Source organism: Coleofasciculus chthonoplastes PCC 7420 (genome assembly GCF_000155555.1).
GTDB lineage: Bacteria > Cyanobacteriota > Cyanobacteriia > Cyanobacteriales > Coleofasciculaceae > Coleofasciculus > Coleofasciculus chthonoplastes_A.
On the sequence record NZ_DS989850.1, the window covers coordinates 182,445 to 194,495 of the forward strand.

The 12,051-nt window shown below is 47.3% G+C and carries 9 protein-coding genes and 1 pseudogene; 4 read left to right on the plus strand and 6 right to left on the minus strand.

Annotated elements, in window-relative coordinates; genetic code table 11:
- Positions 1-543: 543 nt before the first annotated feature.
- Positions 544-1,857, minus strand: a complete 1,314-nt coding sequence (locus tag MC7420_RS42550) for a peptidoglycan-binding protein (RefSeq protein ID WP_083799036.1) — start codon at positions 1,855-1,857, stop codon at positions 544-546.
- 107 nt (positions 1,858-1,964) lie between these two features.
- Positions 1,965-3,065: a DMT family transporter gene (locus tag MC7420_RS15495; protein WP_006101365.1), complete on the minus strand. Its 1,101-nt coding sequence runs from the start codon at positions 3,063-3,065 to the stop codon at positions 1,965-1,967.
- A 297-nt stretch (positions 3,066-3,362) separates the two neighbouring features.
- On the opposite strand from MC7420_RS15495, the gene sppA reads away from it, so the two are divergent.
- Positions 3,363-4,187 (plus strand): signal peptide peptidase SppA, encoded by an 825-nt coding sequence (gene sppA / locus MC7420_RS15500; protein WP_006101454.1) that lies wholly within the window; start codon positions 3,363-3,365, stop codon positions 4,185-4,187.
- Between the two features lie 235 nt (positions 4,188-4,422).
- Positions 4,423-4,818, plus strand: coding sequence for a chorismate mutase (gene aroH / locus MC7420_RS15505; RefSeq protein ID WP_006101418.1), 396 nt, complete (start codon positions 4,423-4,425; stop codon positions 4,816-4,818).
- 96 nt (positions 4,819-4,914) lie between these two features.
- On the opposite strand, the gene MC7420_RS15510 is transcribed toward aroH, so the two are convergent.
- Entirely contained in the window at positions 4,915-5,622 is a 708-nt protein-coding gene (locus MC7420_RS15510; RefSeq protein WP_006101578.1) for a hypothetical protein, read from the minus strand.
- Positions 5,623-5,812: 190 nt separating this feature from the next.
- Between MC7420_RS15510 and speA the strand changes: the two genes are divergently transcribed.
- Complete coding sequence (gene speA / locus MC7420_RS15515; protein ID WP_006101594.1) at positions 5,813-7,912, plus strand: biosynthetic arginine decarboxylase; 2,100 nt, start codon at positions 5,813-5,815, stop codon at positions 7,910-7,912.
- Positions 7,913-8,047: 135 nt separating this feature from the next.
- On the opposite strand, the gene MC7420_RS15520 is transcribed toward speA, so the two are convergent.
- From MC7420_RS15520 to MC7420_RS15530, 3 genes are all read right to left on the minus strand, one after another.
- Positions 8,048-9,214, minus strand: coding sequence for a sugar phosphate nucleotidyltransferase (locus MC7420_RS15520; protein ID WP_006101514.1), 1,167 nt, complete (start codon positions 9,212-9,214; stop codon positions 8,048-8,050).
- A gap of 383 nt (positions 9,215-9,597) precedes the next feature.
- Positions 9,598-10,398 (minus strand): segregation/condensation protein A, encoded by an 801-nt coding sequence (locus MC7420_RS15525; protein WP_006101577.1) that lies wholly within the window; start codon positions 10,396-10,398, stop codon positions 9,598-9,600.
- Between the two features lie 196 nt (positions 10,399-10,594).
- Positions 10,595-10,963, minus strand: coding sequence for a LapA family protein (locus MC7420_RS15530; RefSeq protein ID WP_006101442.1), 369 nt, complete (start codon positions 10,961-10,963; stop codon positions 10,595-10,597).
- A gap of 416 nt (positions 10,964-11,379) precedes the next feature.
- Between MC7420_RS15530 and MC7420_RS15535 the strand changes: the two are divergent.
- Positions 11,380-12,045, plus strand: a pseudogene (locus MC7420_RS15535) (hypothetical protein); the annotation flags it as partial.
- Positions 12,046-12,051: the final 6 nt, after the last annotated feature.

Genomic DNA, 12,051 nt, shown 5'->3' on the forward strand with positions numbered 1-12,051 from the left:
CCTGAAAACACCATAAATACGTTTTAACTATCAAAAAAACTTATCAGAGAGTTCCGCGTCAGGTGAGGACGTTACTTCACATAAGCTTCATACAGCGCGATGGCGTGTAAGTGAGGTACACAGACAGATCCCCGACTTCTTGGATAAGTCGGGGATCTTGCTTAGAAAACTGTACCTGACACCACATATAGGGGGTTGACTCGAAAATTTTGGTCGAGAGACGAACCCCAATAAAAATCTGTTGGGTTTCACTCCGTTCAACCCAACCTACTGGCGTGGCACAGCTAAAATTGTGGAGTAGATTTTAACATTGAATAGGGCGCACGCCATGCGCCCCTACAGTTTCTTTTCGGTAATTCTAATTCATTTTGACTTATACTAAATTCGGGTTAAGTACCCTTGTTATCACCCAGTCCGCGCAGGCGGACTTGGTTTGTGTAGCAGCGATTTCAATCGCCTCCTCTTGCATGGGATGATAGAGGCTTGATTCCCCTTAAGTTGTATAAATGACTCTAATACTGACGCGATCGCTCCTCGAAAATCCTATTCAAACATGGGCGGTTCTTTAAGCTGATTTTCCGAAAAACTGAGGGGACTATGGGAAGGAGGTAAACTATTCACGGTTGCAGGTGTGCGAATTCGTTCTAGCTGACTCAATGCCCAACGCGCTGTTTCCTGAACATCAGCCTCCGGATCATCTAAGGCATAGGATAATAACTGACTAATTTGTGCCACTAATTCATACATCAAGGTCACATCCCGAATCGCGTTTTTACGCACTTGGGGATTATCATCCTGTAGGGAAAGCGCTAACGCCCGATTCATCGGTTTGAGTGTCTTCATGCCAATTTGGGATAGCGCCTCTACAATTAAGCTGCGCTGTTGAGAATCAGACTCTAGCATTAGATTCACCAATGGTTGTACCGCCCTGGAATCTCCCCGTTGTGCTAGTTCCCAAATTGCTTTGCGTCGTTTGGCTGGATTAGAGTCTTGTAAATCTTTAATTAATTGATTCACTCCATTTTTCTTCGCCAGCCGATGCTTCGGTTTCGTGAGTGCGGCGTTAGTTGAGGGTTCAACATGGGATGGCGGTTTAATCGATGGGGAATCAGTAACACTCAACGCTGAAGGATTGTACCCGTTGGTATAGGATTCAGAGGGAGGAATTGGGGTGTCAACCGATTCGGCGGGTGATGAGTCTAGCCTATTGTTACTCGATATTACCATGGGCGGTTCCGGTTCCTCTGGAGGGGAAGAGGGCGGAGAATCCTCGGCTTTGGCAGAGGCTTGCCCTTTTTTGGGACTATCCAATACCTTGATTAAAAAGAATAAGCCTCCACCAAATACGACTAAGGTTCCAGACAAACCTGCGAGTATCCACAAGAGTTGCTTGCGCTTGCTGTTGGATTGAGCTTTTTCAGCATTTTGGTTGTCCTCCTGGGCGTTTTCTACTTCCGCCGGAGAATTATCAGGTTCAGGAACTTCCGCCGCCGCTGCTTGCAGCTTAGTCCATGTTGTTAAACCAACAACACCATCAGCGTTGAGATCGATTGACTCTTGAAATTCAATAACGGCTAGCCTGGTAGTGTCTCCATAGACGCCATCAGTATCGCCCTCATAGTAGCCTAGCTTTTTCAGCCGAGTCTGTAAGGCTTGCACGGTTTCGCCTCGACTACCCACTTGCAGGGGTAATTCCTCAATGCCTTTAGGGGATTGGGCGAGGAGTAGGGGTTGGGATAGGTTAACCGAAGAATGGGCGATCGCAGGATTTAATCCCACAAAAGAACCAATGCCCATAAACCCGCCCAGGCAGGTCATGTAGGCAGCTAGAAGTACGGGGGAGCGATGGCAAGTCATAGGGAAATTAGGAACTTGAAGGGTTTGCCATGATAGTTTGCCTATTGTAGTCTCACTCCAAGATAGCTCAGATCCTTACTTGTGACGTACTCCTAAGCTGAAATAGGTTAGCGGGGTAATCCTTCTACTTCAGAATCCTGGAGTTTGATCGGTAAAGCAATTAACCCCATCGCCTTCAAGCTGCGGATAATGCGATCGCTCGTCGTTAAGGGTTCGGCGGTAACCGTTTGATTGACACTCGTCCAGGCTTGGCGGAATGATGTTAATCCCTGAGCAATTTCCTGACGCTGATTAATCAAATAGATACTCACTAACGTCAAACTGACGCCTACCCATTGCAGGGAACTTAAGACTTCCCCTAAAAACAGATTGCCAAATAGCAGAGCAAACACAGGAGTCAGAAACGTCAAAGCACTGAGACTGGTAAGATTCCCCTTAGAGGCAAAATAGAAGAATAACCCATAGGCGATCGCACTACCAAATATTGTTGAGTAAGCCAGTGCCATCCAGCCACTTAAGTCAATATTCACCCACTGTTGAGATTCCCACATACCCGACAGCGCAAACAAGGGTAATCCGCCTAAAATCAGATGCCAACCTGTCGCCACAATCGGATCGGCATATCGACAGATAAAGCCAATCAGTACCGTTCCCACAGCCATCGACAGGGACGCCAGTAACATCAGCCATTCCCCATTTTGAAACAGATGCTGCCAACTCAATTCCACCGTTGCCATATTGCCATGGAGCAGGCTCAAAATCCAGGCATCGGGCAACCCAATCAAACTGATGCCCACAATACCAATTGCCAGTCCTATGCCACCCCACAGACCAATAATTTCACCAAAAAGCCAACCTGACAGTAAGGCGACAGCTAAAGGCTGAGAATCAATCATCACCGAACCTAAGCCAGCCCCGGTTCGCACTAAGCCCTCGGCTAAAAATCCTTGAAATAAAGCACCATCTATCAACGCAAACAGGCTAATCCATAACCAAGCTGCCCACCCTTTAGGCTGAGGACGCCCCATCATCGACGCGGCAATTAGGATAAGCACTCCAGCAGGGACTAAACGCACTCCTGCCATAAATAGAGGAGTTGTATCGGGAATGACACCTTTCATCGCGACCATCGCCGTCCCCCACAGGAAAAACGGTGCAATCAAGAGTAAGGGGGCAAAAGGAGATTGGTTGGTTATTTTGAGCTGCATAAGATCGTGTTTATTATCAACGCTGGGGATCAACCCGATATATTTTTTTACGATTCTTTACATAGATTGTACTAAATTTTTACTTTATGTTAAGCATACGAGACAAAAATGTCATGGGTTATTGTCCTTTGTCCTTCGTCCTTCGTCATTCGACAGGTCTGTGCTGAAAACATGATTCGGACAAAAAGTCTGAGATCGTGCAAACTGGTAAAGTAATATAGCGGTTCTCACGCAGGCTAACGTATTTAACGTGGCGGGACACCGCTTCGTGTCTACATCCCTCATTTTTGAAACGATATGCCCTGGCCCTTTAAGCCTAAATCGCGTAAACAAATTGCTCGCATCGAAATCACGGGTTTGATTGCTGGTAATACTCGCCAACGGGTACTAGACGCGCTCAAAACCGTGGAAGAAAAGAAATTTCCTGCCTTACTGTTGCGAATTGACAGTCCTGGCGGCACCGTTGGTGACTCTCAGGAAATCTACAGCGCCTTAATGCGCCTGCGGGAGAAGGTGAAAATTATTGCCAGTTTTGGGAATATCTCCGCCTCTGGGGGAGTTTACGTTGGTATGGGAGCTGAACAGATCGTGACCAACCCCGGTACGATTACAGGAAGCATTGGCGTTATCCTGCGCGGTAATAATCTAGAACGCCTCTTGGATAAGATTGGGGTTTCCTTCAAAGTTGTTAAATCGGGTCCCTACAAAGATATTCTGGGGTTTGACCGCGAACTCACTGACCCCGAAAAGACGATTCTGCAAGAGATGATTGATACGAGTTATCAGCAGTTCGTGCAAACCGTTGCTGAAGCACGAAACCTGGCGGTGGAAACGGTGAGAAGCTTTGCTGATGGTCGAATTTTTACGGGTCAGCAAGCCTTGGATTTAGGGGTGGTTGATCGCCTCGGAACGGAGGAAGATGCCCGTCGCTGGGCAGCCGAACTGGTGGGTCTTGACCCAGAGAAAACAAAATGTGAGACGATTGAGGAACCTAAGCGCCTCTTGAGTCGTTTGATTCCTGGCAATACGGGTCGGATGAACTCTGGGTTATCGGCAGGGATAAATTGGTTAGAATTTGAACTATCGACCAGTGGTCAACCGCTTTGGCTCTATCGACCTTAGGGGTTTAGCAGGAGAGTGGGACAACGGTGGTGCAGGGAAGATAAAAGAGTTGACTCACGCACCATGCCCTCGAAGGTTGTGAAGGGTCAAAGCTCAAAACCTAGTCAGGGCGGGTTTTGTACAAAGGTTACCATCAATAGCTGGCGCGAAAATCCCTAAACCCGCCCCTACAAACCAGATTCCCTTGAGCGAAGCGAAGGGTCAAAACTCAAAACTTTTTAGGAGGATATTAACAGTGGAGTGGCGTGTTCGAGCGATTCGTGGGGCAACAACGGTGTCAGAAAATACGGTTGCAGCAATTCGAGATGCTGTAACAGAACTTTTAGATGAGATAGAAACCCATAATCAGATCGACCACGAGGAAATGATCAGTGTAATCTTTACAACGACACGGGATTTGGATACGATTTTTCCTGCCGCGATCGCTCGTGAACGTCCTAATTGGGATAATGTAGCATTACTCGATCTCCAGCAAATGCATGTAGAAGGAAGCCTGGAACGCTGTATCCGATGCCTCATCCACATTAATACCCCAGTGAGCCAAACCGAGATTTATCACCCTTATCTGCGTCAAGCAAAAAACTTAAGACCCGATTGGAGTCTAGCTCAATTAAGCTCATCCCACGTATAAGGGGTGTCATTTGTCCTTTATCATTTCGGGGAACAGGGAACAGGGAACAGGGAACAGGGAACAGGGAACAGAAAATTCTAATGGATAATCCAGAATTTATTTGTTATTTAAATAACTTGATGTTTGACTCAGAGAAATGTCTCGCCCTGTAGACAAACTTCGCCGCATTATCGACGCTAGAGACTCACGTTTGCGTAAATCCAGCATTTCGGCAAGACTCTGTTCCTCCTGATCTAAGGGATTTTTTTCTTGATCAGGTACGACGGTTACTTCAGTGTCTGAATCATAAGCAACGGGCTGGGGAGAGTCCAACGTCTGGATTGTTTGTTTCTTCTCCTCCGATTGTGGGGGTTGGGAAACTTGACTGTGATTTACGGGGCGTCGCCGTTTTTTGCGCCGGGTTGGTTTAGACGGTTTGATAACTTGACGACGTTGAGTAGATTGCCTAAACGCCTGAGTGACTAACCAAGAACCGGCGGCACAACCAAAGGCTAGACCCAAAAATAAAGTAAGGGGTAAACCTTCTTTTGGTGAAGAGTTTTCTGGCGAGGAGGTTATCGGAGAGTTCGATAAGGGTGTCTGTCTTGCGGTTGATTCCAAAATCGTTGAGACCAAAGGTTTCGGCACAGATTTATCTGACTCAATCCGCCCAGGATTGAGTAAACCAACTGCTGCCACAGTGCCAATCAAGACGAGAAAGCCCCAGATTGTTCCCCAAAAGACAAAGGGATACCTGTTAACGAGCTGCTGTAATACCTGTGGGTAATTGTGCTGTTCGGAAGAATGGTCAGATGAATTGAGCATTGACGCCCTTTACAGTCAGGATCAACTTGAAAACGTGACGCTTTGCGCCTTGAGAGTAGAGAAACCACTATGCTGAAGGAATTTTAACATGGTTTCTTGGACAACATGACAAAAATCCTCTCAATGCCATTACCGAGATGCGCTAGCATTAACAATCGCAAGGCGTAATTTAAAGGGTGATCGAACAGATATGACAGGAGAGCTAACATCTACAATTAGCATTCGCGAGCAAAAGCAGCAACCGCATCACCCGGATATTCCTGCTCACACTCGCTTACCTCATGGCAGATCATCACGCCCAACTTGGACGATTGAGGAGAGTGAGAAACTTTATCGGATTCAGGGATGGGGAGAACCCTACTTTTCGATTAACGCCGTCGGTCATGTGACGGTTTCCCCCAAAGGCGATCGCGGCGGTTCCCTGGATTTGTTTGAATTAGTCGAAGCGCTCAAAGGACGTAATCTGGAACTCCCGTTATTAATTCGCTTTTCCGATATCCTCGCCGATCGCATTGAGCGCTTAAATGCCTGTTTTGCCAAGGCGATCGCTCGCTATAATTACCCCGGTCGTTACCAGGGGGTGTATCCGGTCAAGTGTAATCAGCACCGACATCTGGTCGAAGAGTTGGTGCAGGTTGGACACCCTTATCAGTTTGGCTTAGAAGCGGGGTCTAAACCGGAACTGATGATTGCACTAGCCACCTTAAAAACCGATGGCGCTCTGCTTATCTGTAATGGTCACAAAGACCGAGAATATATCGAAACGGCACTGCTATCCATGCGGTTGGGACAAAAACCGATTATTGTGATTGAGCAACTCGAAGAAGTCCAGCTTGTGATTGACATTTCGGCAAAACTCGGTATTGAGCCGATAGTCGGTGTACGAGCCAAACTGAGTACAAAAGGGAGTGGGCGTTGGGGAGAATCCACAGGCGATCGCGCTAAGTTTGGTCTGACGCTTCCGGAGATCCTTTCGGGTGTCAATCAACTCCGGGATGCTGGATTGCTCAACGCCTTGCAGTTATTGCACTTTCATATTGGCTCTCAAACCTCTGCGATTAGCGTGATTAAAGATGCGATTCGAGAAGCCAGTCAAATCTATGTCGAGCTGCGTGCCTTGGGCGCTAATATGAACTATCTGGATGTGGGGGGTGGTTTAGCCATTGATTATGACGGCTCTAAAACCAACTTCCACGCCTCGAAAAATTACAACATGCAGAATTATGCCAACGATATCGTTGCCGAGGTGAAGGAAGCCTGTGAAGCCCGCCAGATTCCCGCCCCGGTGTTAATTAGTGAAAGTGGTCGTGCGATCGCCTCTCATCAATCCGTACTCATCTTTGATGTCCTCAATACCAGCGATGTTCTCTCTGGAGAACCTGCACCTGCTCACCAGAACGAACATCTGATTATCCGTAACCTCTGGGAAACTTACGGAAATATCACTGTCGAAAATTACCAAGAAGCTTACCACGACGCTATTCAATTTAATGAAGAAGCCAAAAGCCTCTTCAATCTCGGTTATCTCAGCCTGACTCAACGGGCTAGAGCCGAACAATTGTACTGGGCGTGCTGTGAGAAAATTCTCAACATTGTTAGGACTCAGGACTATGTACCTGACGATCTCGAAGACATAGAAAAAATTATGGCGTCAATTTATTACGTCAACTTATCGGTCTTTCAATCAGTTCCCGATTCCTGGGCAATGAACCAACTCTTTCCGATTATGCCTATCCATCGGCTGAATGAGGAACCCACCTGTCGAGGGATCTTAGCCGATTTGACCTGTGACAGTGACGGCAAAATTAACCAGTTTATTGACCTGCGGGATGTTAAATCCGTGCTGGAACTGCATCCGTTAAGAAAAGCGAAAGTACAGGAAAACCAGGGTAGCGGCGGGGAGTTTACGGATAAGGACACTCAATCGACTGTTCTAGAGGAATCAGGAACAACCTCTCATCCTCAAACCAGAGAACCCTATTACCTCGGCTTATTTTTAGTCGGAGCTTACCAAGAAATTATGGGCAATTTACACAACCTGTTTGGCAACACCAATACTGTCCATATTCGACTCGCACCCAGAGGCTATGAAATTGAGCATCTGGTTAAGGGAGATACCATAACAGAAGTATTGAGTTATGTTCAGTACGACGCTGAGGACTTAGTTGAAAGCATTCGTCGTCGCACCGAACAAGCTCTACGAGACAATAGCATTACCTTGGCAGAATCCCAACGGTTGCTGCAAAACTACCAGAAGAGTCTGAGTAGTTATACTTATCTGTCTTCTTAGCGAGAAGTTGCCCCCAGCTCCCCCCTCCCTAACCCCACCACAATACCTATTCAGCCGAGCCGACCCTAAATACGGTGGAATTGCCCACCCAACCAGCAACAGGGATGGTTGGGTGAGCAACTCAGAGGTTATGGACTAACCATTTTGACCTAGAAGAATTTCATCAATCGCTTGCTTTTCTTCAGGATCTTGGGATGGAGGTGTCTGGCGGGTATCCGTAATCAGCCAATCGAGGGCAGCCGCTTGCACGTCAATTGTTGCACCCGTCTTATCAACGCAGTAACGTCCAAAAACCAGCTTATCGACTAAGCGAACGCCTGCACCCAAGCGGGAATATTCAAAAATAACGCTGTTATCAACCGTTGCGCCTTTACAGATCCAGCAATTCGGACCAATCATCGATGGACCAATAATTTTCGCTCCATCTTCAATATGGGTCATACCGCCAATGTAAACCGGTCCTTTGACATCCACTTTATCCCAATTGACCGCCACATTTAATCCGGTGTAAACACCGGGAGCAACTTGTTTACCGGGAATCGAGACATTTTTGATGTCTCCCGTCAAAACACCCCGAACCGCATGCCAATAGTCGGGAACTTTGCCAATGTCCACCCACTGGAAATCCATTGATACGGCATAAAAGGGCGCATCCATTTCCACTAATTTGGGAAATAAATCGCCACCGATGTCATATTCCTGACCAGATGGAATATAATCTAAGACTTCGGGTTCAAAAATATAAATGCCCGTATTGATATTGGTGCTGAGAGCTTCTTCTACCGAGGGTTTTTCCTGGAAAGTTTTAATCCGACCGCTTTCGTCAGTCACCACCACACCATAGCTAGAGACTCGCTCTCGCGGCACGGGTTTGGTCACAATCGTAGCCACAGAACCTTTTTCTTTATGCCACTTGACAGCAGCAGACAGATCAAGATCAATCAGAGCATCCCCGCAAAGGACAACAAAGGTGTCGTCAAAAAAGGGATAAAAGTCTTGGATCTTACGCATGCCACCGGCAGAACCCAAGGCTTCTCCAACCAGTTGACCATCGATAATTCGACCTTCAAATGAATAGGTAATTTCGACACCAAATCGTTGACCGTCCCGGAAGTAGCCTTCAATTTCATGAGCTAAGTGAGAGACGTTAACCACAACTTGCTCAAAACCATGCTGCCTTAGAAGTTCTAATAAAAACTCCATTACAGGTTTTTGCAGGATGGGAATCAATGGTTTGGGAATGGTGTAGGTAATGGGGCGAACCCGAGTCCCCTTACCGGCTGCCAGAATCATGGCTTTCATAAAATTATCTTCCTCAAGCTATGCCACAAATGTTCAAGTTGGTCAATAGAGTCTGATGCTCAGTGGTTGCCCTTAAGGACTTTGAACCGTTGTCAAGACTCATCCTATATACCGGGAAAAATGACAGAGATCAGGTGACAAAGGGGTAGGTTCACAAAAGTTTGAGTGACTACCGATACCTAATCAATCACTATGCACCACTGACCTGGGTAAGTATGTAGGAGGCTACATACCCTATACATAAGTATCTGAATGCTCTTGCCTGAAGCCAAGAGGCAAAACGGCAAGATGCGGTTCGTTCGACTGGTATTGGTGCATTCTGTCAAGTGTTGAACAGCCGATTAAGCTGCCAATCGGAATCCCAGATAACACCCCTGATTGATTTACCCCAGCGTCCGGATTTTTAAGTCTTGGTAGAATTCCTCTTGGGATAATTCCACCTTAGACTGAGCCGATAACAGGAGCAGCGCCCAAAACACACCGACTCGATCGCTGACTAGGGGTTTAGTGGTATCAACAGCCCTTGGGCGATTGTCATTCGTCGATACTGTTGGTGATACCGTCCACCACTCTAGCAATTGCTCTAGATTCAGCCAATCTTTTCCTGCTGCTATTTCATGCCAATGACCGGAAATAAACTGTTCTAGGCGTTTAGCAATGTCGGTTAGATTTTCATCGTGAGCTAGCTGGGTGATAGCTTGTGCTGCTTGTCCTCGTGATAGAGATTGGCGGCGGGTGGAGCGAATGGGTGTGGGGGTGGCTTCGAGTTGATCTGCCATTTGCTGTAATTGCTCGATCAACTCGTTTAGGGTGACGGGGCGTTTTTTGGGCGGGGGTGCCGCCGTGCGACGACGGATATGGCGTTCCAAATATAAGGGTAAGCGCGGTTCATTCGTGGGTTCGATTTCCGCTTCGATGTCGCTGAATTCCGGTTCTTCGGGTTCCTCTAAACGTTGTAGCGTGTCTGCTTTGAGTAAGACAAGCATTGACGCCCATAAAAAAGCTTGTCCGGATTGGGACAAATCGGTGTCATGGGGATTGAGTTGAGCATCGTTCCCCCAGGGGAGACTACTGAGATAGCGATCAATCACTTCAATCACCTGAACATCCCAGGGATCGATTTCTCCACGTTGGGCTAGGTCAATTAATAGCGCGATCGCTTCGGTAGCAGGCGTTTGTCTCATCAGAGATAGGGGGAGCAGGGGAAGCAGGGGAAGCAGGGGAAGCAGGGGGAGCAGGGGAAGCAGGGGAAGCAGGGGGAGCAGGGGAAGCAGGGGAAGCAGGGGAAGTTAACTCACGCACCATGCCCTCGAACCATGTCCTCAAACGAAATGAAGGAGAAGTGAAGGGTTAACACTCTCACATTGCCCCAAAATCTATTCACCCTTGCTCAACGATAGTACCTTCTGTTACCGTTTCAGATGCCGATAGTGCGGGTAATTGGTGTTCTTCGACTTCTGCCTTATACCGTTCCATGTCTTGCTCTAATTCTTCAATGCGTTCCTCTTTCGCTCGGATCTGACGAGCGGCTTTCCAGGACTCTAGCTGTCGCTGTAGCTGCGCCCAAACACTAAAAAGCCATGCCAATACAGAACCTAGACCCATGGCTATAATCAGTTCTAGGGCTAGAGGAGCCTCAACATCAATGCCTTCAATAATTTGAATCGACGTGGGCTGCGTGTTTTGCAAGCTAAATAGAACTAACGCTAAACATACAGCAAAGATGAGCAGAAAATTGAGTTGTCGCATTCGGCTAGCCTTTCAGTCTACAGTGTCTTGATAATTTTAGCAAGAGATGCTAAAACCTTTTGTCTGGAGCAAAAATTGAGAAATTCAACAACCCTAACCTAGCTATCGCTCCTCTGTTAGGGATTGCCGGACAAACGGCAATTAAACGTTGAATACCGCATAGAGTCTCGGTTTGGTACAGACCTCTGGATGTTTCCCTAGTCCAGACACCTCTAAAACCCTTTGTCGGGTTGTTGTTAAGTTAAGACATCTTAACCGAGATGGCGGGAAGGGACTACATTTCGACTTATCTCGACTTCGCTCGATACAAGTCGCTCAATATAAATACTTTACTCGGAGGCTTATCGCTATGTTACGAGTACCAGTTTTATCGAAGTCAGGCAAACCTTTAATGCCAACCCAACCTAGCCGCGCTAGACGTTGACAGAACCAGTGGGCGTAAGTCGGCAAAGTCTGGGGTTGGGTTCTCTCCGGTCATGGTGGGTCAGCGACAAATGCTGACTTGGTTGTCTGAACTAGCCCCTGTTACAATTCACAAGGGATGGCAGAGGGACGGTAACGGAACTAGCCAGCTCAGAAAATGGTTAGAACTGCCCAAGGACAAAAAAGACAAAGCCAATCAGACACCAGGCACACACGCTGTTGACGGTGTAACCTTGGCGGCGTTTGAGTTCACCCAATGGCGAGAATGGCACTCTAATCAGGCTAAATATGGCAACTGGTATGGTGATGTTCAGATTACACCTGCACCCTTTGCAATAGTCCGTAGACCACCAATTAGCCGTAGACAATTACATCTGTGTGTCCCATCTAAAGGTGATGTACGACGCAAATATGGTGGTACAGTTACCCGCCATGGCTTCAGAAAGGGAGACAAGGTTGTAGCCCAAAAAGCAGGAAAGGTTTACATAGGCTGGTGTTCTGGAGACACAGAGAAACAAGTTTCTGTTTCCGATAAAAACTGGAAGCGACTAGGGCAGTTTAGCGCCAAAAAAGTCCAGTTGTTGCAGCGAAGCACGGGGTTAATTGTCGTGCCTTCAACTGGATTGTCAAATCTTGCTACTCGATGTGGCAAGATTTGACCTCTA

Excerpts from the sequence above, each read along its gene's own strand:
- MC7420_RS15525 (WP_006101577.1), bottom strand. The coding sequence starts at position 10,398 with ATGAGACAAACGCCTGCTACCGAAGCGATCGCGCTATTAATTGACCTA.
- MC7420_RS15495 (WP_006101365.1), bottom strand. The coding sequence starts at position 3,065 with ATGCAGCTCAAAATAACCAACCAATCTCCTTTTGCCCCCTTACTCTTG.
- MC7420_RS15520 (WP_006101514.1), bottom strand. The coding sequence starts at position 9,214 with ATGAAAGCCATGATTCTGGCAGCCGGTAAGGGGACTCGGGTTCGCCCC.
- MC7420_RS15530 (WP_006101442.1), bottom strand. The coding sequence starts at position 10,963 with ATGCGACAACTCAATTTTCTGCTCATCTTTGCTGTATGTTTAGCGTTA.
- speA (WP_006101594.1), top strand. The coding sequence starts at position 5,813 with ATGACAGGAGAGCTAACATCTACAATTAGCATTCGCGAGCAAAAGCAG.
- MC7420_RS15510 (WP_006101578.1), bottom strand. The coding sequence starts at position 5,622 with ATGCTCAATTCATCTGACCATTCTTCCGAACAGCACAATTACCCACAG.
- sppA (WP_006101454.1), top strand. The coding sequence starts at position 3,363 with ATGCCCTGGCCCTTTAAGCCTAAATCGCGTAAACAAATTGCTCGCATC.
- MC7420_RS42550 (WP_083799036.1), bottom strand. The coding sequence starts at position 1,857 with ATGACTTGCCATCGCTCCCCCGTACTTCTAGCTGCCTACATGACCTGC.